Raw genomic sequence first — 22,137 nt, forward strand, 5'->3', positions numbered from 1 at the left:
ACCAAAAGCCGATCGAACAAGGCAAACTGAGCGGTGGATATCACCTCCCACCGTGCCGGAGCTTCGCCAACAGGGCGGTGACGAGGTAGATTGCGAACAGCCCTACGAAAACCGTGGCGATATAGAGCGCGATGGCCCACGCGTCTGAGACAGTGGGCCAGTCACCAAACAGACGGAGATCAAACAGAGCGGGCGCAAGGATCAAACCAAAGGCCAAAGCGACAAGTCCCGCCCCGGCGATCGCCGCGACACCCGCGATGCCCCCCCGCCGCGACCGGCGAAGCGCCCGGCGGGCCGAACGGGTCGAGCGTCCCAGATCGGCTTGCACCGCGATCAGAGCGGGCACGACGAGCAACACCAGAAACATGCCGAACCCCAGACCATAGACCAGCGTGATGACCGTGGGCTTGAGGAATTCGGCTTGGATCGACCCTTCGTAAAGCAGCGGTGCCAGGCCGAGCACTGTGGTAGCTGTCGTCAGGAAGACGGGCCGCAACCGATCCGCCGCCCCATCGACGATGGCCGGCGTCATGCCCCGCGTTTCGGCATAGTCGTCGATTGTTGTCACCAGCACGATGGAATCGTTGATGATGATCCCTGTCATTCCGATCAACCCGACCACCGAAAACAACGACAGCGGCACGTCCCACGCGATGTGACCATATATCGTGCCCACCAGGCCGAAGGGGATGATCGCCATCACCACCAGAGGCCGGGTCCAGCTCGCAAAGATCCAAGCCAGCGTGAGATAGATGCCGATCAACACGAGATAGAGGCCAAGCCGGGCATCGGAGAGAAAGGCGCGCTCCTGCTCGGCCAGCCCCGACAGTGCGGTCGCGACGCCGAAGCGGCTTTCGACCTCGGGCAGGATCTCCTCAGCGATGCTGCGGTTGATCTCTGCGGCGCGCTCGGGGTCGCCGTCGTCCATGCCGCCGTTGACCGAGATCAGCAGCACGCCGTTCTCGCGCCGGATCGTCGAAAATCCGGTGGAGCGCTCCACGGTGACGATATCGGCCAGCGGCACATAGTCGCCGGTCGCCGTGCGGACCAAGGTGCCCGAAAGAAAATCGGCAGTAAGTTCCGCTTCGGGCAGCGCGACCCGGATCGTGGCGGTGCGGCCGTTCTGAGGAAAACGCGCGGCTTCGATACCCGACAGGCGGTCGCGCAAGGTGCGGCCCAACTCCTCGATCGACAAGCCAAGCGCCTCGCCACGAGGGGTGAGCTCCAAGACCAGCTCCTCCTTGTCGTAGGCCAGCGTGTCTTCGAGCCCGTTCACTTCGGGAAACAGGGCCAAACGCGATTTGAGCGCCTCGGCGGCGGCCTTGAGCGTCTGTGGATCGGCACCGGAAATCTGTATGTCGATGGCGTCCCCACCGGGCCCCGAGCCCCAGCTGCGAAAGCTGATGGTCTCGACGAGCGGGTTCTGGCTGACCCTTTCTTGCAGCAGGGTCACGAACTCGCGCGAGGAATAGGGCCGCAGATCCGCGTCGATGAGCGTGACGGTGATTGCACCAAGCTGCCAAGGCTCCTTGTTCTCGACGCCTGAAAGGCCACGCCCGGCGGTGCCGCCGGTCTGCGCGATCATGAAGGTAATCGGGTCGCGGCCATGCTCCGCTTCGAGCTCAGACGCCAGCGCCTCGACGGCGCGCTGCATCTCGCCCATCACCGTACGACTGTCTTCGCGGCTGGCGCCGGGCAACATGGCGAAATTGCCGGTGACCGAGCCCTGCTCGGGTGCGGAGAAGAACCGCCACTGCACATCGCCGCGCACGAATTGCGATGCCTGCCCGGCCAACGCCAGCAGCGCAAGGGCCAGCACCGGGTAGCGCGCCCAGATCACGAGCCGCATCAGCGGACGGAACATCCTGTCGCGAAGCCACGAAAAGCCCCGGTTCACGATGTGTGAAGGCCAGTCGTACCACGGGCGGCTTTGGCCCAGCCGGATCGAATGGCTCAGGTGATTGGGCAGGATGATGAAGCATTCGACCAGAGAGGCGGCCAGAACCGCAATCACCGTGAAGGGAATGTCGGAGATCAGGTCGCCGAAGCGGCCGCCGATGACGACGAGGCCAAAGAAGGCGATAATCGTGGTCAGCGTGGCCGAGAGCACCGGGTAGAACATCCGTCCCGCCGCGCGTTCGGCGGCTACCACCGGCGACTCGCCTAGCCGTCGCGCCCGGAAATCGGCGTGCTCTCCCACGACGATGGCGTCGTCGACCACGATGCCCAGCGTCAGGATCAGCGCGAATAGCGAGATCATGTTGAGCGTCAGCCCACCAAGATACATCAGCGCCACCGCTGCCGACATCGCGACCGGGATCCCCGCCGCGACCCAAAAGGCGGTGCGGGCGTTGAGGAAAAGAAACAACAGCACCACCACGAGAGCGAGGCCGATCAGACCGTTGTCGAGCAGCAGGGCCAGCCGGGCGCTGATGGCATCGGCCGTGGAATTCGTGAGCTGCAGCGTCGTGCCGGCAGGCAGCGTCGCCTCGAGCGCGCGCGCGACCTCCGCGGCGGTCTTTTGCAGCGCGATGGCGTCGCCCGCCTCACTGCGGCTCACGCGCAATTGCACGGCGGGGTTCTCGCCGATGAAATAGGCCCGGTCGCGATCTGCGCTTAGTGTCGAGAGTATCGCTACATCGCCCACGGTCAGCGTCGAGCCGTCGACCCCGCGGCGCAGCACGACGCCGCCGATCTCCTCGGTCGTTCGTTTTTCGGTGCCGGTGCGGATGCGCTGCGCCCCCGCCACGTCGCCCGCCGGATCGGTGCTCACCTGATTGCCGATCGCCGTGGCGATGTCGCTCAGCCCGATGTCGTGGCGGATCAGCGCGATCGAAGGCACCTCGACCAGGACCTGCGGCGCTGCGACCCCCAGAACGCTGGTCCGGGTGACGCCTTCGGCAAATAGCCTGACCGACAACTCATCGGCGTAGAGCGCCAGTTGATCGACCCCGACGGGCCCCGAGATGACGATATCCGTCACCCGGTCGGACCAGTTGCCGCGCCGGAACTCGGGCTCATCGGCGCCCTCGGGCAGGCCGGTCACCGCGTCGAGAGCGGACTGCATCAGGTCTTCGGCCTCGGACATGTTCGTGCCGGGTTCGAACTCCACGCTGATAGAGGCGGAGCCTTCGGTCGAGCGTGCCTCGGAGGCGGTCACGCCCTCGACCGCCAGCATGGCAGGCTCGAGAACCTGCACCACCGCACGGTCGACATCGGCGGCACCTGCCCCACTCCAGGCGACCGAGACGGTCAGGCTGTCGCTGATCGTGTCGGGAAAGAACTGCGCACGAATGCGCGGCATCGCCATCAGGCCAAGCGCCAGCATCACGATCAGCACCAAGTTCGCGGCGGTGCGATGCCGGGTGAAATAGGACAGGACGCCGCCCAGGCTGCGTGACAGATGCGCGGCGTCCTTCATCCGCCCATCCTGCTTTCGAGCCGGTCGACGACCTCGGCGGGCACCTTGTCCTGTCGCAGCTGCTCCATCAGGCGGTCGCGCGTCTCTGCTGGCATCCGTTCGTTGGCCTCGACGAAAGCGACAAGCCTCGCCCGGTGATCGGGGTCGAGCGCGATCATGTTGGGTGCCGAGACAGCGGCCGTCTCCTCAGACATGGCCTCGTCGGCAAGGGGGCGCACCTTGATCCCTGCACCCAGAAGTGGCGTCCGCTGGGCCGCGATGTCGCGGCCGCCGAGCGCGGCGGCGGCAATCAGCACGTCGTCCCCCTGCGGGCGCAGCACATCCACGACAATGCTTTCAAGACGATCGTCGGGGCCAAGGGCAAGCACGGTGTCGTCCGCGCCCAAGGCCGAGGCCGGGATGCGGGCCACGTCGTCGATCGGTCGCTCGGTGACGATCACGGTGACGAAATCGCCCGGGCGCAGGCCGGGGGCATCGTCCAGTTCGGCATAGATAAGCCGCCCGGTCTGGCCCTGCGCCACCACCGCCGCCTCGCGCACGACGCGGCCGGTCCCGGTCAGTGGCAGGCCGTCCACGTCGAGGCGCACGGTCACGGGGGCGCCTTGGATCCGGTGCGCTTTGCCCAAAAGGCGGGCATATTGGGTGGCGGAGACGCGAAAGGCCACCTCCAGCGCGGTCGGGTCCACCAGCACCGCCAGTTGCTCGTTGGCAGTGACACGGCTGCCGGGGCTGACGGCAACTTCGGTCAGCTGTCCGTCGAAGGGCGCGGTAATTCTTGTGTTTGCGAGATCGCGCTCGGCCTCGGCCACGGCGATCTCGGCGCGGGCCCGGCGGGTGGCGGCCTGATCGATCCGGGTCTCGGCCTGGGCGATGGTCTGCCTTCGGGCCAGCACCGCTTGGGATGCGGAGGAGGCAGAAAGCTCGGCGGCCTCGAGCTCGGGAGCGGTGCCAATGCCGCGTTCCTGCAGTCCGCGCTGACGTGCGAGGGCCTGTTCGCGCAGCACCGCCTGCGCCTCGGCAGCAGCTAACTCGTCGCGCCCAAGATCGAGCGCGCGTTCGGCCTCGCGCCCCTCCGACAAGGCGTCATCGAGATCGACGCGGGCGCGGGCAAGTTGGCTCTCGGCATCCGCCGGGTCGATCTGCAAAAGCAGCGCTCCCGAGGCGACCGTGCCACCCTCGACCATCGCCTCGGCAACGTCCTGCACGATGCCGCCTACCGAGGCGCGCAGCCCGACGGTGCGCGAAGAGCGCAATTCGCCAAAGACCGTCAGCTCGGGCTCGATCCGCTCCGGCGTCACGGTGACGGTGCGCACGCTTGCCACCCGCTCTTGCGTCGGGAAGGCGCGCGGCTCGGCGTTCATTCGCGCCTCGATCGAGCTGCGCAGCAAGTTCCCCGCATAGGCAAGCAACCCCAGCGTCAGGGCGAAAAGAAACAGCCCGCTCAGGGTTCGGCGCAAGAACCGCATCCACCTCTCCAATGTCCGGCCCTTCGGAAACACCCGACCAAATGCCACACCGCCAGAGTACCCCACAATCCCCGGGTGACCAGCCACGTCCTGTTGAACCCTTGCGACGAGCCTTCCCGACTGGGGCCAAATTTTTAGGCCTCGCGGCTCAGTGGATGACCGATCGGTGCAATCCGAGAGAGCGGAGCGTTCAAACTTCCACATATGAATGGTTCACTAGATGAACTAATCCTGCGACGATGATTCGGATTGGAGCGACGCATGAGCGACGGCGACGAGATCGACGGCGGCAGCGGTGACATGTTGTTCGGGGTGGCGCTGCTCTACTGGGCGCTGCACGAGAGGCTCGAATGCTTCGACCCCGACCTGTCCAAGCAGGAGCGGCTGCTTCTGGTCCGGCTGCCCACGCCGCGCCGGATGGGCGATCTCGCCCGTCTCATGCAGGCGCTGCCCTCGACCCTCACCGCACTGGCCGATGGGCTGGAGGTCCGCGGGCTGATCGCGCGCCGCCGCGATCCCGAGGACCGGCGGGCCTGGCTCTTGGAGTTGACCGAGACCGGACGGGCGCGGCGCGAGGGAATTCTTGCCCATGTCGACCGGGCCTTGCGCGATGCCACGGGGCTGCCAGAGGCCGATCTCACCCATCTGGGCGACCTGCTCACCCGTATTCGCCACCACATTCGGGCCGATGGCCTGCCCAAAGGATTGCCATTTTGACCCTTCGCCCCCCCCTCCCCGCGCTTCTCGTCTTGTTGCTGGCGCTCTGCGCGCCGCCGCTCGCCGCGCAAGAGACCCCGCCTCGCCCGGTCAAGCTGATGACGCTTGGCGCTGCCGATGCCGCGCTGACGCGCGAGTTCTACGGTCAGGTTGCGGCGCGGCAGACGGTCGATCTTGCCTTCCAGGTCGGCGGCCAGCTGGTCGAATTTCCGGTGATCGAGGGTCAGACCCTGCCAGCGGGCGATCTCGTGGCCCGGCTCGACCCCGAGCCGTTCGAGCTGGCCCTCGAACAGGCGCGGCTGCGTCAGGCGCAGGCCAGCCGCGATCTCGACCGGCTGAGCCAGCTTAGCCGCTCTACGGTAAGCCAAGCCACGCAGGACGACGCGCGCACCAACGCCGAGCTGTCCAGCGTCGCCCTGCGCGACGCCGAGCGCGCGCTGTCCAAAGCCACGCTCGACGCGCCGTTCGAGGCGCTGGTGGCCGAACGATTGGTGGCCAATTTCAGCACCGTTGGGGTCGGCACGCCGGTCGTGCGATTGCACGACATGTCCGAGCTGAGGGTTGCGGTCGAGGTACCGGAGATCCTGTTCCAGCGCGCCGGGCGCGAGGTCGATGTCGAGATCACCGCGCGGTTGCCGGGCCGCCCCGACAGCTACCCGCTCGAAATCCGCGAATACACCTCCGACGCCACTGCCATCGGCCAGAGCTTCGGCCTCACCCTCGCCTTCGATGCCGAAACCGCGCCGGACGTGCTGCCCGGCTCCTCGGTCACGGTCACCGCGCGCCTCAGTGAGGGCGGCTCGGGCTTGGCGGTGCCGACGGCCTCGTTGGTGCCCGCGCCGGACGGTAGCGTTTCGGTCATGCGCTTTGTGTCCGCGGACGGTGGCGCCGAAGGCTTGGGCCAAGTGGTGCTGACACCGGTCAAGGTCGAGGTTGCCGATGACGGCGGCTTCCTGATCACCGAGGGTGTCGCGCAGGGCGATGAGATCGTCGCTGCCGGGGCCAGCACGCTCGAAGACGGTCAGGCGGTTCGCCGCTTCACCGGCTTTCCGCAGTAAGGACGCCAGATCATGACCATCGCGCGCGCTTCCATCGAAAAGCCGATCCTGACTTGGCTGCTGATCCTCGGCTGCCTGTTCGGCGGGCTTTGGGGCTTTGCCACGCTGGGCCGCCTCGAAGACCCGGCCTTCACCATCAAGCAGGCGGTGATCGTCACCACCTACCCCGGTGCTTCGGCCGAGCAGGTCGGACGCGAGGTGTCCGAACCGCTTGAATCGGCGATCCAGCAGATGGGCGAGATCGACCGGATCACCTCGATGAACCGGCCCGGACAATCGCTGATCGAGGTCGAAGTGAAATCGACCTATGGCGGCGACGCGCTGCCCGACATCTGGACAAGGCTGCGGGCCCAGGTGCGCGACGCCGCCCGCAACCTGCCATCGGGCGTTGGCGATCCGATGGTCAACGACAGCTTCGGCGACGTGTTCGGCCTCTACTACGCGGTCACGGCTCCGGAGTATTCGGACGCCGAGATCCACCGCCTCGCCAACTGGCTACGGCGCGAGCTTCTGGCTGTCGAAGGGGTGGCGGACGTCGATCTGGCCGGTCTGCCGGAGGAGGCGATCTTCGTCGAGCCGGAGCTGGCGCTCTCTGTGGCGCAGAACCTGCCCGCGCAAGCGGTGGTCGGCGCGCTGGCCTCGGCGGACTCGGTCGTGCCCGCGGGCTCGGTCGGACGCAGCGGTCAGCGGGTGCTGATCGAGGCGCCGGAAGGCTCCGACAGCGTCTCGGAGATATCCGGCCTGTCGGTCGGCGTCGGCGGCGAGCTTCTCAACCTTTACGACGTGGCCGAGGTGCATCGTGGCCGGGTCGAGCAGCCCTCACTGATCCTGCGCCACGACGGGACCGAGGCCTTCACCTTCGGAGTCGCCGGTCTTGCCACCGAGAACATCGTTGCCGTCGGCCACCGCGTCGACGACCGGCTTGCCGAGTTGTTCGCCGAGATCCCGGCGGGCGTTTCGCTTGAACCGATCTACCAGCAGCACCTCGTGGTCGAAGAGGCGTCGAACGCCTTTCTGGTCAACCTCGCCATGTCGGTCGCCATCGTGGTCGGCGTGCTGGCGCTGTTCATGGGCTGGCGCGCCTCGGTCGTGGTGGGCGCGACCTTGCTGCTCACCGTGGTCGGCACGCTGTTCTTCATGGCCGTCTTCGCGATCGAGATGGAGCGGATCTCGCTCGGCGCGCTGATCATCGCCATGGGCATGCTGGTCGACAACGCCATCGTCGTGGCCGAGGGGATGCAGATCGCCATGTTGGGCGGACAGTCGTCCCGGCAGGCGGCGGGCGAGACGGCGGGCAAGACGCAGATCCCGCTTCTCGGGGCCACCGTCATCGGCATCATGGCCTTCGCGGGTATCGGCCTGTCGCCGGATGCCACAGGCGAATTCATGTTCTCGCTGTTCGCAGTCATCGGCATCTCCTTGCTACTGAGCTGGGTGCTTGCGATTACGGTGACGCCGCTCTTGGGCCACTACCTGTTCAAGCGCGGAACGGCAGGCGGTGCCGGGGCCTATGACGGCGCGCTGTTTCGTGGCTATGCCGCCGTGTTGCGCGGCGCAATCAAGGCGCGCTGGCTGGTGATCCCGGCGCTGGTGGCGATCACCGTGGTCTGCTTTGCGGGCTTCGGCCAAATCCGGCAGCAGTTCTTCCCCGACTCCAACACACCGCTGTTCTTCGTGCATTACAAGTTGCCTCAGGGCAGCACGATCCACCAGACATCCGAGGATCTGGCGGTGATCGAGGATTGGCTCTCGGAGCGTGAGGAGGTGGTGGCCTACACCAGCTATGCCGGTCAGGGGGCCACGCGCTTCATGCTTACCTACGCGGCGGAGAAGGCCAACCCGAGCTATGGGCACATGATCATCCGTACCGATGGGATCGACGCGATCCCGGCGTTGCAGGCCGATCTCGAAGCCTTTGGCCGCGCGGCCTTGCCACAGGGTGAGTTCCGCACACGGCGGCTTGTCTTCGGCCCCGGCGGCGGCGATCCGATCGAGGCGCGCGTCTCGGGCCCCGATCCGGAGGTGCTGCGCGAAATCGGCGACGAGGTCATCGAAGCCTTGCGCGCCGCCTCGCCCGATATCCTCGATCCGCGCACCAACTGGCGCGAGCCCGAACTGGTACTGCGCCCCGAGTACGCCACCGACCGCGCCCAAAGCGCGGGCATCAGCCGCGACGACGTGGCCAGCGCGCTGCGCTTTGCCACCGACGGCGTGCAAGGCGGCGTCTACCGCGAGGGTGATCGGCTCATCCCGATCACCGTGCGGCTGCCGCGCGACGCCACCAGCGACCTGCGCGACCAGCCGGTCTGGTCCGAGACCGGACAGCATTTCCTGCCCATCGAGCAAGTGATCGACGATCTGGGCTACGAGGTGCAGAACACGCTGGTGCATCGCCGCGACCGGGTCCCGACGCTCACCGTCGGCGCCGACATCCCGCCCGAACGCACCGCGGCAGAGGTCTTCGGACAGGTCCGTGCCGCCGTGGAGGCGATCGAGGTGCCGCCGGGCTACGCGCTCGACTGGGGCGGCGAATTCGAGTCGTCGGGCGACGCGCAGGAAAGCCTCGGTCGGCAACTGCCATTGTCGCTTTTGGTGATGGTGCTGATCTCGGTGCTGCTGTTCAACGCGCTCAAGCAGCCGATCATCATCTGGCTTCTGGTGCCGATGTCGGTCAACGGCGTGGTGCTAGGGTTGCTGGGCACCGGCCTGCCCTTCACCTTCACAGCGCTTCTTGGCCTGCTGTCGCTGTCTGGCATGCTGATCAAGAACGGCATCGTGCTGGTCGAGGAAATCGACCTCGTCCGTGCCGAAGGGGTGGAACTGCGCGAGGCGATTGTCACCGCCTGCGTGTCGCGCCTGCGGCCCGTGGTGCTGGCGGCGGCGACGACGATCCTTGGCATGCTGCCGCTGCTCTCGGACGCCTTCTTTGTGTCGATGGCGGTGACGATCATGGGCGGTCTGGCCTTTGCCAGCGTTCTGACGCTGATCGCGGCGCCGGTGTTCTACTACGTTTTCTTCGCCCGCTCCGAGACGCGGGCGAAGAGTCAGGCACAGGCTCTGCCCGCCTGACGAGGAGGCCAGTCGTCCTCGCGCCCACCCCGATGCAACTGGCTTCGGTGGCGGGCGCGGGGTCGGAGCTGCGACCCCGAAGGCCGGGCCTCTCTGGCTTCGGTCCGGCGCGCGTCACCTTTCATAGCCAGAACAAGGTGAGGCAGGAGCGGCGATGGCAATCAAGAAAGGCTTGGGGCTCGCAACCTCAAGCCTTACGTACATCCGGCCCGCCCCCATTCACCCGCGCAGAGCCTGCTCGATCAACGCGCCATCCGACACCTTCTCGCCGGGATGGGTGATGTGGAGGTCGCCCTGGGAAAGCCCCCCAGCACCTGCGCGACGCTGTCGTTCGTCGCGCCGATCTCCACGCCTCACTGCGCTGCGCATCAGCCATGTTCCGCCCCCCAGCCGATGCCGATGCCGATGCCGATCGCCGCGACAAGTACCGCGAGCATGAAGTAGTGCAGCGTGATTTCCGCGTCTGGTTAGCCCACCGCCTTCAGCACTCCGATCTCGGCGCGCTGCAGCGCGACGATCCGACCCAGCAGCGCGATCGCCATGTCGCGCAGCAGCGCCAGTTCGGCGTCGATGAAGGCGTGGCTCGACTGTCGGTCCCGCAGAGAGACGCCGGCGCCTCCTCACGGCGCGAGCAGTGCATCGATCCGGTCGGTCACCACCGGCAGTTCGGGTACCGCCTAGCCGGTCGCGCGCAGCTCTGCTGCCGTCACGCCGTCGATCGCACGGATCTCATCGATCAGCGCCTCGGGCGCCCGCCGTACCGCCCCGAACAGCTCTGCGAAGTTCTGGCAGTCGTAATAATTCTTGAGCGTCGCGTCGAGCGCTCGGACCATGCCAAAGGCGGTAAGCAAGATCGCCACGCCACAGGCCAGCACCCGCGCGATGGCGAGCACCTGCGACCAGAGACGCCGGATGTCGCGCAGAAGCTTGCGGTCGAGGACGTGTAGCTTCATCAATGCACCTCTTTCGCCGAGATGCGGCTGGCGTTGCGCTCGCCATCGAGCACCCGCCTGTCTTGGAACCGGATCACACGAGGCACCATGCGGCGGATGTCGGAGTTTTGCGTGATGACGAGGATCGTCGTGCCGAACCGGTAATTCACCCCATCGAGTGCTGCCAGAACCTCGATGCCGGTGCGGCTATCGAGCGCGCCGGTTGGCTCGTCACACAGAAGCACCCCGGGGCGCTTCGCGATGCCGCGGGGGATGGCGACCCTTTGCTGGTCGCCGCCCGACATCTGTGCGGGAGAATGGTCGAGACGCACGGTGAGGCCCACCAGTGCCAGCGCCTCCTCGACGGGCATAGGATCGACCGCGATGTCGGTGACGAGCTCGACGTTCTCGCGGGCGGTAAGACCGGCCGCGAGGTTGTAGTACGGGAACACGAAGTCCACGTGATCGCGCCGGAAGCGCGTCAGCTTCCGGTCGGTCATCGCGGTGAGTTCCGTGTCGTGGATCCGCGCCCGCCCGCTCGTGGCGTGATCGAGGCCGCCGAGAATCTTGAGCAGGGTCGACTTGCCGCTGCCCGACGTAGCCAGCGACACGACGAGCTCCGCTTCCGGCAGAACGAGATCCGCGTCGCCGCGGACCCGGACCTCCGCCTTGTCGCCGCCACCGTATACCTTCGTGAGCCGTCGGTCCGGGGGATCACCTTCGGGGCGTCGACCGCACCGAAGACCGGTGCCGACAGGCTCATGGGGTTTCGAGGATTATGTCCCTACTCCGATCAGCAGGTGATGTAGCAGGATGACGCGGACGGGCCGTCGCAGCCCTGATTTGCATCAAGGCCTCGAGGTGCAAGTCACCTAGACAGGCCTGTAAGGGCCAGGCGACTGCACCGGTCGGATTGTCGCCGCCCGGCAGGCTTTCCTTTCACCTCGCATCGACCGATGTGGGGTGCCCGACCCCGCCCAACCCCTGCTTTTGGCCGTCACGCCATGCGCCGCCGACTTGGTGGCGACGCATCCCGGCGCAGTGGCGATCCGAAAGCGCCGCTGACCGGCGGCACCTCGTGGGGAGAGCGTCGTTTCCAGTCCGAAAGCTCCATCAGTCGTCGGATGTCCTCGATCTCCACCTTTTCCACGCCCTCCGCCGCGATCTCGGCGGCGGTCCGGCCCTGAGCAAGCGCGTCGATGACGATGTCGATGACGCTGTAGTCATGGCCGATCCCGAACTCGTCGGAGACGCCCTTGGCCATGTCGGGGGACGGCAGCTGGTGGCGCACCGTGGCCGGAAGGTTCAGGGCCGCCGCGAGTTGTCGGACCTGCGTCTTGTAAAGGCCGGTCATCGGCTGCACCGGCAGATCGTCGATGCCGCCATGGACGAACCAGCCGACCTCGCATTCCGACAGGTTGGCGGCCCCGATGATCGACAGGTTCTGCTGGCGTGCGCGGGTCTCGATCGCCTGCCGGCGAAACAGGTGGCGTTGGCTGAAACCCCAATCAAGTTGCTTGATCGTGTGATCGAACAGGGCCTGTTTGTACCAAGGCCGCAAAGTCTCACCGCGTCCCACCCGCAAGGTCGCCATGAAGGGGGACATGCCACAGATGCGCCGAAACATGCGGGTGCTGATCCGGGCGACGGTTTTCGACAGTCGCAACACCTTCGGAAACAGCGGCTTGTAGACGCCGCGCCGCTTCATGTCGCCGGTGATGTCGATCTCCTCGAGTGGCAGCCTCAGGATCTGCGCCATGAGCCGCGCGTTTTGTGCAATCTGCGGGTCGCTGTCGCGGTCGAAGAGGTAGAGCACGCGCACCCTGTCCGGCCCCAGGGCCGTCACGGCCAGCGCCGCGAGCACCGCGGAATCGAGCCCTCCGCTTAGCCCGAGGATCACACCGTCGGTGTGTTGCCGCCGGACGAGATCTTCCAGATAATCGGAAATTTCGCGGATCGCCTTCGTCGTGTCGATGTCGAGGTGTTTCATCACAGGTCTCCTCGGTCGTCCCAGTCTCCGCGGTCGGCCGGTTGCGACGGACTGCGGGAACGGCAGATGCCGGTCGCAAGGACCATGCGCGGTCTCGGGCGGGTGAGCCTTGATCTGTGTCACGCCCCGCCCTCGCCTGAGGTCGGGAGAGGCGCGCGTGCTGGAAGCCCCGCCTTGATCCGTAACCGGCATGAGTTTGAACTTGGCTCCCCAAGAACTCGATCCGCCAATGCGCTGTAGCGGGGATCTTGTCGCCTGCACTGCTGCACCAATCCGGTTGCGCAGCCGCAAAGTCTGACCGGCCCAAGAGCCGCAGACGGGTCACCACGCACCGGATCCTCTGAGAGCTTTGAAACACGTACCGTTCTTTAAAGCCGAGATCCAAAAGGCGCACGGGTCGTGAAACCGGCGCGCCTTGGCCCTGGCCGAAGGCCGGGTCGTCCTCCTTCACCGGCCAGGATCGGGCGCAATCGCGCCTTGTCCTGACCGGAGCTACCCCTCACCACTTCGACACTCGTATGGCCTATGCATAGCACCTGCTGAGCCGGGCGACTTGATGTGGATCATGGTGGGCGCGGCTCTTGCGCCCCCGCGCCCATTTCGCACCCGCTCCGCTTCGGCCCCATCCCGCCCGATTGATCTGGCGCAAGGTGCGGTGGCCCGGATCCGGAGATGCTTGGGCCACATCGGGACGGGCCCGAGGAAAGGACCCCCATGAACACCATCATAGCGGCGACCGACTTTTCGACGGCGGGCAACCGGGCCGTCCTGCGCGCGGCGGATATCGCGGCGCGCACGGATGCGCGGCTGCATGTCTTTTACGCGGCGCGCATGAGCCTGACCCCCGAGCAGGCGACCCATTTCGCCGCTCTGGTGGAGGGCTACTTCGACACGCTGCGTGCGCAGGTCCAGTGCCGCTACGGTCCGGCCCTCAAGGTGACCGGCACCGATGCGGCCAAATGGCAGGAAATCTACGAGGTCATCGACCGCCAGAAGGCCGACCTGCTCGTGGTCGGGCCGCATGTCCATCCCAGCGGGCTCGACGCCTTCCACGGCACCTTCGTGGAGCGGCTGGCTGCGGATTGCCCCGTACCACTTTTGATATCGACCTCCGACCCCGCAACGCCCCATCGCCTGTCGCTCGCCTCCGTCGATCTGGGTCCGGAGAGCGAAAGCGCCATCTCGGTTCTCAGGAGCGTGGCGCCAGAGGCGGAGATCACCTTGATGCGGATCGCCCCCCAGACTGCGGAAAACATGGCCCGGTGCGGCGGAGCTGAGGCGGAGGTGATGAGCCCAACGCTCGAGAGCGCCGCCAAAGCGCTTGCACGGTTTCGCGATCAAGTCGGTTTGAACGTGCAGACCCGGATCATCGCGGCGCAGGGCGATCCGCGCGCCCGAATCCGCGAGGAGGTCGCTAGCCGCGCGGTCGATCTCGTCGTGCTGACGGGCGCGAACCCTATGGGCGGGTTGCAGACGGATTTCGTGAAGGCCCCGCCCTGCAACCTTCTGGTATTCCCCACCGCCCTCGCCCGGCAACCGGCCTGACTAGCGTTGATGAGGCCGGGATTGACCTCGATCAATGTGGCGACCTCGGCTCACGCCTAGAGTTTGTGCATATCACCGAACCCTGCCGAAGGAGGCTCCCATGCGACGCGAAGCTCTGTATGCGATCCCAGCCCTGTTTATCGCCCGATCTGTAGCCGCCGACCCCGAAACCTTCGGGGCCTATGGGCACCACATGGGGGGCTGGGGCAGCGGTTTTTTCGGTATCGGCATGATGATCCTGTTCTGGGGCGCTCTGATCGCGATTGCGGTTCTCGCCTTCCAATTGTTCGGTAGGGACGGTTTCAAGGGCAATGGCGGCAAGCCTTCTGCGCTCGACGTGTTGAGAGACCGCTTCGCACGCGGGGAGATCGACCTCGAAGACTTCGACGCCCGCAAGAAGGCGCTTTCGGATTAAGGCTGAGACCGTGGCAGGACTGATCCTTTGCCCAGACCAGATCCTAGGGAGGCACAAGCGCCGATCTGGCCAGTCGCCCTGACCGGAGAACGCAGTCGAGTGTGGGCGTGATATCGAACGGGGCATCCACGACGATCTCGGTACGGGGCAACTGCGGCATCCATGACGTCGAGGGCCTGTCCCGCGGTCTGGGGCGTCGCGCCCTCTCGTTGTGATCATGGAACTGCCGGAGGCAGGCGGCGCCAGCGCCACCGGCTGCGTGATGATCCGGCCCACGCCGATGCGCGGTCAGTCCCTTCCCGACGCACGCTGGGCCGACCCGCTGCCCGAGGCAGCCCAGACGCTGATGGTCAGGACGCTCTCGGATACCAACGCGCTGCGCTTTGTCGGACGCAAACCCTTGGGGGTCGGCGGGGATTTCGCGGTTCTGGCCGTGTTGATCGATTTCCAAGCCGGGGCCACAGGGCCCGGTGCCGTCATCAACCTGCGCATGGACGTGAGGCTGGTGCGCGAGCGTGACGCCACCGTGATCTCCTTGCGCACGATCACCGCAAAGCCCCGAGCCGCCACCGCCGAAGGCGACGACGTCGTCGCCGCCTTCGACCAGACCACGGGTCAGCCGATGCAGGCCTTCGCCGCCTGGTTGCTCGGCTCCGTGAGCGGCCAGAGCTGAAACGCCGCTATTTCGAGAACAGCACCGGGCGCTTGGCATCGCGCATCAGGTCGTGGGTCACCGTGCCGAGCACGAAGTCATAGGCCCTGGAATGGCCAAAGGCCCCCGTCGCGATAAAGCTCGCGCCGGTCTCGAAGGCCTCGCGCTCGATAACTTCGGCGATTCGCCGCTCGTTCGGCACCCTGTGGGTCACGGTCGCCTTCAGGCCGTGGCGGCTCAGCATCGCCGCCATCTCGTTCGCGGGATAATCCCGCTCCTGCGGATCGGGGGCCTTCTCGACGCTGAGCAACACAACCTCGGCCCCCTCGTTCAGCAACAGCCGCGCGTCATGCGCCGCTCGTGTCGCCTCGCGCGTGGCGCTCCAGCCGATGACAGCCGAGGCACCGAGCGTGGCGGGCGCATAGCCCGGCGGAATCATAAGCACCGGGCGGCCCGCGTTGCGGATCAACTCCTCCTGCGGGCGGCCCCCACCGCCCTGCTCGGGCCGCGCGACGAGGACGAGATCGGCGGCGCGGGCGCTTTCGCACAGGCGCTCGCCCACGGTCACGAGCCGGGCCTCGAGACAGCGCCATTCGGGTGTCACCCCCTCGCTCTCGGCCGCCTTCAGGAACGCCGTTTCGATCTGGTGGGCGGTGTCGCGCTGACCGGTGCGGATCTGGGTGACGATCTCGCCGGTGAGGTAGATCGACGTCGACGGATGCACGAAAGGATCGGGCAGCACGTGCAGCCCGAGCAGATGCGCGCCGTGGCGGCGCGCCAGCGCGGCACCGGTGGCGGCAAGGGTTTCGGCGCTTTGGGTGTCGGTGAAGCACAAGGCGATGGTACGGCAGGTCATCGGATCGCTCCTTTCGGGGGGTTTTCGACGCCGGTCGACGGCGGAACGGCAAGAATGTCGCAAGGCGGATCGGCCATCAGGCCGCGCGCGACACTGCCCAAGAGCGCCTCCGACAAGCGGGGCCGGGAGTGCGTGCCAAAGGCCAGAAGATCGGTCGGCGCGTGCTCGAGCTGGTGGCGGATTGCGGCGGAGGGCTCTTCCTCTACGAATATCCGATCGCTTTCGCCGACCCGGTCTTCAAGCCCGCCGAGAAACGCCGCCATGCCCGCCTCCGCCTCATCCTTTGCACGGTGCCGCTCGCCCTCCATGACATCGCGCCGCGCGGTGCCGCGCAGCACCTGCCGGAACGGTACGGTAAAGGCATGGAGGACGCGGGCGCGCGCCTTGGGAGCCAGATGCTGCGCCGTCGTCAGCGCCTCGCGCGCGGCAAGAGAAAAGTCGGTGGCGACGAGGACCGAGCGGTAGGGCCTGTCGTTGTCGTCACATGCGACCAACAGCGGGATGCTGCAGGCCTTCGCGACCCGCTCCACGGTGGTGCCGCGAAACAGATCGATCAGCCCGGGGTGGCGGTGTGCGCCCATGACCAGCAGATCGGTTCCCTCTGCCTCGATCCGATCGAGGATCACCATCCAGTCCGTGCCGACCCCGATCCGCGCCGCCACGTTCAGGCCGAACCGTTCGCGCAGGTCGATGGCCTTGCCTTCGAGCCGTGCCATCAGCGCCTTTTCGAACATCGCGTGCAGATCGTCCGGCAGCCCGTCCTGCATTACGTGCAAGAGCACCAGTTCGGCCCCCAGCCCCTGTGCGAGCACCGCAGCCCGGCGCAGCGCGACGTCGCCTTCGTCCGTCATGTCGGTGGCAACCAGTATCCGCTCCATGTCCCGGCCTTTCACTCCTCGCGGCGACGGGTGCCGCCCGCTTGTACCCCCGACGGTAGGGGGTGGGGCCTCGGACTGCCTTGATCCAGGTCAAGATGCGCAACGCGGTTCTCGGGCAGGCTCAAGACACAGGAGGATCACACCATGCGATACGCCGCGCTGCTCGTTCTTGCCCTCGCCGGGTCGGTTCCGGCCCAGATCCTGGCCCAGACCCCGGCCCAATCTCAGGGCGAGGCCAATCCGGCCTCGATCGAGGCCGGGAAGGATGTTTACATGGTCTTCTGCCAGACCTGCCACGGAGCGGAGGCCCGAGGCGGCGGCCCTCTGGCCAAGATCATGACGCGCGAGCCGCCCGATCTGACCCGCCTCTCGGCGCGCAATGGCGGACGCTTTCCAGCCGAGCTGGCGACCCGGCAGATCGACGGGCGCGATCCCTTGACCGGCCATGGAGGCCAGATGCCGGTCTTTGGCCCGGTGTTCGACACCGAGTTCGCCGCGCTCGCCGCCCCCTCCGGCCAGCCGATCCTGACAAGCCGCACCATCGTCGATCTGATCCACTGGCTCGAAAGCATACAGGTCGATGGCTGAACGCCCGGCTCCCGCTCCGCCCCCGATCCGGGGCAGTTCGCAAGAGGCCATGTCATGAGCCGGGTTGCGGCACATTCCGAGCACGGCCACAGCCCGGAGGAGGTCGCCGAGCGCCTCGCGGGTGCGGGTCGGTCGACCCATCTTCGGGATTTCGTCTATGGCGCGATCGACGGGGCCGTGACCACCTTCGCCATCGTGGCGGGCGTGCAGGGGGCGGGACTGCCGCATGGCATCATCCTGGCACTTGGCACCGCGAACGTGCTGGCCGACGGGTTCTCCATGGCGGCCAGCAACTATTCGGGCACCAAGGCCGAGCGCGACGATATGAACCGCGTTCGGGCCATGGAAGAGCGCCAGATCGACCTCAACCCCGAAGGCGAGCGCGAGGAAATCCGCCAAATCCTTCGCGCCAAGGGGCTTAAAGGCGCGGTTCTCGAAGACGCCGTGGCCGCCATCTGTGGCAACAGGACGGCGTGGGTCGAACTCATGCTGAGCGACGAATACGGCCTGAACCCGCGCCCACCCGCCCCGATCCCGGCGGCGCTCGCGACCTTCGTGGCCTTTCTTGCCGCCGGCCTGATCCCGCTGTTGCCTTACGCGCTGGGACTGGAGCCCGCCTTTCGCCTGTCCATCGCTGCGACCGGCATCGTCTTTTTCGTGATCGGCGCGCTCAAGAGCCGGTGGTCGCTCAGCGCGTGGTGGCGGTCGGGCCTTGAGACCTTCGCCATCGGCGCAGCCGCAGCTTCGATCGCCTATCTGGTCGGGACCATGTTCCGCGCGCCATGACCTATCGAACCCGCCCTTCCACATGTGTTGGCGCGTGGCAGGATCGCGGAGCCGACTACGCTTCACCAGCTTCTCGCTCCGCCAACTCTGCTGTCGTGCCAATCATCCGCGACGCCTATCGCGTGAAAGCAACGCGAGGTCTTCCGACACGCGACTTGGGCGTCCGGCCCATGCTAGCCTTCGCCGGGGCGGGGCAGGCATAGCGGGCATCATGACCTTGGACGATACACTCCCAGCCCAAGCTTGGCATGCGCAGGGCGGCGAACAGGTGCTGCAAGCCTTCGACGTCTCGCCAAGCGGGTTGAGCGCGCAGGAGGCCAAGGCGCGGCAGGTGCGCTACGGGCCGAACCGTCTGCCGGAGCCGCCGCGACGAAGTCTGCTGGCTCGCCTCAAGAGCCAGTTCGCCAACTTGCTGATTCAGGTCCTGGTCGCGGCGGGTCTCGTCACGGCGCTCATGGGGCATTGGGCGGATTCCGGCGTCATCCTCGCAGTGGTCGTGATCAACGCCGCGATCGGCCTGTGGCAGGAAGGCCGCGCCGAGAATGCGCTCGCGGCGGTACGCTCGATGCTGCCCGACGAGGCCTCGGTGCGTCGGGCGGGCGCGCGTGCCCGCATCGCGGTGGCCGACCTCGTGCCGGGCGACATCGTGTTGCTCGAGCCGGGCGACCGGGTTCCGGCGGATCTGAGGCTGATCGAGGCGCGCGGTCTCAGGGCGCAGGAGGCGGCTCTGACCGGTGAATCCGTGGCCGTCGACAAGGATGTCGCAGCGGTCGCGCCGGACGCGCCACTCGGCGACAGGCACCCGATCGCCTTTTCCGGCACCCTCATCGCCGCCGGGCGCGGCGTCGGCGTCGCGGTCGCCACCGGGTCCGCCACCGAAATCGGCCGCATCGGCACGATGCTGGGCGCGGTGGAGCCGGGCAAAACGCCGCTGTTGCGGCAGATTGACCGCTTCGCGCAGCAGATGACATTCGTCATCCTCGCCGTTTGCGTCGTCATGTTCATCTATGCCGTCACGCTGGGCGGCTATGGGTCAGGTGACGCCTTTCTCGCCATGGTCGGCTTGGCCGTCTCCGCCATCCCCGAAGGTCTGCCCGCCGTGCTCACCATCACGCTGGCGCTGGGGGTGCAGCGCATGGCCGCACGTCATGCCATCGTTCGCCGTCTGCCCGCGGTCGAGACGCTGGGTGCGGTGACGGTGATCTGCACCGACAAGACCGGCACGCTGACCATGAACGAAATGGTGGTACGGCGCGTCGTGACCGATCCCGATGCCCCGCCGCTGGAGGTCGGCGGCACCGGGTACGAGCCGCGCGGAGAAGTCACTGGCAACGCGGAGGCCGCCCTGCCGCTGATCCGGGCCGGCGTGCTGTGCAACGACGCGCGTCTGCTCGAGGAGGGCGGCGGCTGGAAAGTCGCCGGCGATCCGATGGAGGGCGCGCTGCTCGCATTGGCGTGCAAGGCTGGCCTCGATCCAGAGGTCGAGCGACAGGACCATACGCGGCTGCACGAAATCCCCTTCGACGCCGCGTATCGCTTCATGGCGACACTGAACGACGGTCCCGGGGGGCAGGGGATTCATGTGAAGGGCGCGCCGGATCAACTCCTTGAGCTCTGTTCCTCGCAGACCGGACCGACAGGGGTTGAGCCGATCGACCGCTCGGCGTGGTCGAGACGGATCGAGGACCTCGCCGCGACCGGCCACCGGGTTCTGGCCTTCGCGACCAAGGCGGCAGAGCGCGGCGCTCTGGCGCAAGGTGACATCCGCGACCTGACGCTGCTTGGGCTCGCGGCCTTTATCGACCCGGCGCGGGCGGAGGCGATCACTGCCGTGGCCGACTGCCACCGCGCGGGCATCGCGGTCAGGATGATCACCGGCGACCACGCCCTCACGGCCCTCGCCGTTGCGGCCGAACTGGGGCTGGAGACGGCCGCGCCGCCCCTCACCGGTCATGACGTAGAGACGATGGACGAGGCCGAGCTGCGCCGCCGCGCCAGCACAACGACCGTCTTCGCGCGCAGCTCGCCCGAGCACAAGCTGCGGCTGGTCGAGGCGCTACAGGCCGAAGGCAACGTCGTGGCGATGACCGGCGACGGGGTGAACGACGCGCCCGCGCTCAAGCGCGCGGACGTCGGCATTGCCATGGGCATCAAGGGCACCGAGGCCGCGAAGGAGGCGGCAAGGGTGGTGCTCGCCGACGACAACTTTGCCTCCATCGTCGCCGCCGTGCGCGAGGGGCGCACGATTCACGACAACATCCGCAAGGTCATCGCCTGGAACCTGCCGACCAATGGCGGCGAGGCTCTGGTGATCATCCTCGCGATCCTGATCGGGCTGCCGCTGCCGATTACGCCGATCCAGATCCTGTGGATCAACATGGTCACCGCGGTGGCGCTCGGGCTGACGCTGGCCTTCGAACCCGCCGAGCCGGGCGTCATGGACCGCCCGCCCCGCGCGCCCGGCGCGTCGCTGCTCGACGGCGAAATGGTCTGGCGGGTCGTCCTCGTCTCGGCCCTCTTCGGTCTGGCGGTCTTCGGTGTGACGGCCTGGGTTACGGCGCGCGGTGAGACGCTGGCCTATGCGCGCACCCTTTCGGTCAACCTTCTGGTTGTGATGGAGATTTTCTACCTGTTCTCGGTGCGCTATCTGCACATGACGTCGATCACGCCACGGGGGCTTTTGGGGACGCGCGCGGTGCTGATGGGCATCGCCCTGGCCGTGGCCGCGCAGGCGCTCTTTACCTATGCGCCGCCCTTGCAGGCGCTGTTCGACACGCGGCCCGTGACGCTCGGCGACGGGGCCATGATCCTCGCGATCGGGGTCGCGCTCCTGGTACTGTTGGAAGCCGAGAAACTGCTGCGCCGTGGCTGGCGCCGGTGACGCATCAGTCGGTCGGGACCAGGACGACAGGTCAGTCCTCGCGCGGGAGCTGCCCCGGATGCACCAGCAGGTCGCAAGGCAGATAGCTCAGCATCTCGGACGCCACGCGGCCCATGGTCATCGGCGCGTGGCCTTCGGCCCCGTGTCGCCCGATCGCCAGAAGGTCGACCCCCTCATGCGCCACGGCCTCGATCAGCGCCGGTGTGGTCCGGCCTTCGAGAAGCCCGCATTCCGCTTCGACGCCGTGCCGCGCCAACCGCTGGCGCATCTGCTCCATCTGGAACAGCATCGGCTCCTCGATATCGTCGCGGTCGCGCTTGGTGATATCGCCGGTGTCGTCCATGCGGTAGCCCAAGCCCCCGAACGGCACGCGGTAGGCGTGTACGACACGAACAGGCGCGCCGCCCGTGAGCTTCGAGGCCAGCCGGGCTGCATCCTCGTCGCGCCGCGCAAAGCTGGTCCCGACCATTACCTTGGCATAGGACGCGGCGGCGGAGTTCGAGACCACCAGAATCGGCGCTTGCGACATCTGCACGCAGCGGTGCAGCACGCTGCTGCGGAACAGATCGACGATGCCTCGGTCGCGATGCGCGCCCATCACGACGAGATCGAAGTGCCCCTTTGCGATCCGCTCGACGACGCGTCGCCACGGATGGCCGAAGGTGACCTCCACCTTGCCTGCGCCGCCTACCTCGCGGGTCAGAAGTTCATGCGCCGACTGCGCCGCCTCTTCCGCGATATGGCTCGGGAGCGTGTCGTCCACGATGTGCAGGATCTCCAGATCCATCCCGAGCGCCGCTGCCAGCCTGCGCGCCCGGTCGAGCGCGAGACTGCTGCGGTCGGAAAGATCGCTTGCCATGAGTATGCCGGGCATGGGGTTCCC

At 67.0% G+C, this 22,137-nt stretch carries 17 protein-coding genes; 9 read left to right on the top strand and 8 right to left on the bottom strand.

Translation table 11 applies throughout. The features are described from left to right. Positions 1-40: 40 nt before the first annotated feature. Both AADJ02_RS09265 and AADJ02_RS09270 read right to left on the bottom strand, forming a co-directional pair. Entirely contained in the window at positions 41-3,421 is a 3,381-nt protein-coding gene (locus AADJ02_RS09265; protein WP_341212715.1) for an efflux RND transporter permease subunit, read from the bottom strand. Next, positions 3,418-4,887, bottom strand: a complete 1,470-nt coding sequence (locus tag AADJ02_RS09270) for an HlyD family efflux transporter periplasmic adaptor subunit (protein WP_341212716.1) — start codon at positions 4,885-4,887, stop codon at positions 3,418-3,420. Before AADJ02_RS09270 ends, AADJ02_RS09265 begins: the two co-directional genes overlap by 4 nt. A 261-nt stretch (positions 4,888-5,148) precedes the next feature. On the opposite strand from AADJ02_RS09270, the gene AADJ02_RS09275 reads away from it, so the two are divergent. From AADJ02_RS09275 to AADJ02_RS09285, 3 genes are read left to right on the top strand one after another with little or no spacing between them, the layout of a single operon-like run. Further along, positions 5,149-5,604, top strand: a complete 456-nt coding sequence (locus AADJ02_RS09275; protein ID WP_341212717.1) for a MarR family transcriptional regulator — start codon at positions 5,149-5,151, stop codon at positions 5,602-5,604. Continuing rightward, positions 5,601-6,662: an efflux RND transporter periplasmic adaptor subunit gene (locus AADJ02_RS09280; RefSeq protein ID WP_341212718.1), complete on the top strand. Its 1,062-nt coding sequence runs from the start codon at positions 5,601-5,603 to the stop codon at positions 6,660-6,662. Before AADJ02_RS09275 ends, AADJ02_RS09280 begins: the two co-directional genes overlap by 4 nt. A 12-nt stretch (positions 6,663-6,674) precedes the next feature. After that, the gene (locus AADJ02_RS09285) at positions 6,675-9,731 is read left to right on the top strand and encodes an efflux RND transporter permease subunit (protein WP_341212719.1); all 3,057 of its coding nucleotides are present in this window, start codon (positions 6,675-6,677) and stop codon (positions 9,729-9,731) included. 677 nt (positions 9,732-10,408) lie between these two features. Here the strand turns inward: AADJ02_RS09285 and AADJ02_RS09290 are convergent. The 3 genes from AADJ02_RS09290 to nadE all read right to left on the bottom strand — a co-directional run bounded on the left by AADJ02_RS09290 (position 10,409) and on the right by nadE (position 12,653). Beyond that, a complete protein-coding gene (locus AADJ02_RS09290) occupies positions 10,409-10,684 on the bottom strand; it encodes a hypothetical protein (RefSeq protein WP_341212720.1) in 276 nt (91 codons plus the stop codon). Further along, positions 10,684-11,274, bottom strand: coding sequence for an ATP-binding cassette domain-containing protein (locus AADJ02_RS09295; protein WP_341212721.1), 591 nt, complete (start codon positions 11,272-11,274; stop codon positions 10,684-10,686). Before AADJ02_RS09295 ends, AADJ02_RS09290 begins: the two co-directional genes overlap by 1 nt. Before the next feature lie 386 nt (positions 11,275-11,660). Beyond that, positions 11,661-12,653 (bottom strand): NAD(+) synthase, encoded by a 993-nt coding sequence (gene nadE / locus AADJ02_RS09300; protein ID WP_341212722.1) that lies wholly within the window; start codon positions 12,651-12,653, stop codon positions 11,661-11,663. Between the two features lie 714 nt (positions 12,654-13,367). Here nadE and AADJ02_RS09305 point away from each other — a divergent pair. The 3 genes from AADJ02_RS09305 to AADJ02_RS09315 all read left to right on the top strand — a co-directional run bounded on the left by AADJ02_RS09305 (position 13,368) and on the right by AADJ02_RS09315 (position 15,286). After that, the gene (locus tag AADJ02_RS09305) at positions 13,368-14,198 is read left to right on the top strand and encodes a universal stress protein (protein ID WP_341212723.1); all 831 of its coding nucleotides are present in this window, start codon (positions 13,368-13,370) and stop codon (positions 14,196-14,198) included. Between the two features lie 100 nt (positions 14,199-14,298). After that, positions 14,299-14,613: an SHOCT domain-containing protein gene (locus AADJ02_RS09310; RefSeq protein ID WP_341212724.1), complete on the top strand. Its 315-nt coding sequence runs from the start codon at positions 14,299-14,301 to the stop codon at positions 14,611-14,613. Between the two features lie 217 nt (positions 14,614-14,830). After that, positions 14,831-15,286, top strand: a complete 456-nt coding sequence (locus AADJ02_RS09315) for an ABC-type transport auxiliary lipoprotein family protein (protein WP_341212725.1) — start codon at positions 14,831-14,833, stop codon at positions 15,284-15,286. Between the two features lie 7 nt (positions 15,287-15,293). On the opposite strand, the gene AADJ02_RS09320 is transcribed toward AADJ02_RS09315, so the two are convergent. Then, entirely contained in the window at positions 15,294-16,121 is an 828-nt protein-coding gene (locus AADJ02_RS09320) for a universal stress protein (RefSeq protein WP_341212726.1), read from the bottom strand. After that, a complete protein-coding gene (locus AADJ02_RS09325; RefSeq protein WP_341212727.1) occupies positions 16,118-16,999 on the bottom strand; it encodes a universal stress protein in 882 nt (293 codons plus the stop codon). Before AADJ02_RS09325 ends, AADJ02_RS09320 begins: the two co-directional genes overlap by 4 nt. Before the next feature lie 144 nt (positions 17,000-17,143). On the opposite strand from AADJ02_RS09325, the gene AADJ02_RS09330 reads away from it, so the two are divergent. The 3 genes from AADJ02_RS09330 to AADJ02_RS09340 all read left to right on the top strand — a co-directional run bounded on the left by AADJ02_RS09330 (position 17,144) and on the right by AADJ02_RS09340 (position 21,254). Next, positions 17,144-17,587, top strand: a complete 444-nt coding sequence (locus tag AADJ02_RS09330; RefSeq protein ID WP_341212728.1) for a cytochrome c — start codon at positions 17,144-17,146, stop codon at positions 17,585-17,587. Between the two features lie 54 nt (positions 17,588-17,641). After that, complete coding sequence (locus AADJ02_RS09335) at positions 17,642-18,373, top strand: VIT1/CCC1 transporter family protein (RefSeq protein ID WP_341212729.1); 732 nt, start codon at positions 17,642-17,644, stop codon at positions 18,371-18,373. A 211-nt stretch (positions 18,374-18,584) separates the two neighbouring features. Then, entirely contained in the window at positions 18,585-21,254 is a 2,670-nt protein-coding gene (locus tag AADJ02_RS09340) for an HAD-IC family P-type ATPase (protein WP_341212730.1), read from the top strand. A 31-nt stretch (positions 21,255-21,285) separates the two neighbouring features. Here AADJ02_RS09340 and AADJ02_RS09345 read toward each other — a convergent pair whose 3' ends face one another. After that, a complete protein-coding gene (locus tag AADJ02_RS09345; RefSeq protein ID WP_341212731.1) occupies positions 21,286-22,128 on the bottom strand; it encodes a universal stress protein in 843 nt (280 codons plus the stop codon). Positions 22,129-22,137 lie beyond the last annotated feature (9 nt).

This window comes from uncultured Limimaricola sp., from assembly GCF_964022235.1.
Taxonomy (GTDB): domain Bacteria; phylum Pseudomonadota; class Alphaproteobacteria; order Rhodobacterales; family Rhodobacteraceae; genus Limimaricola.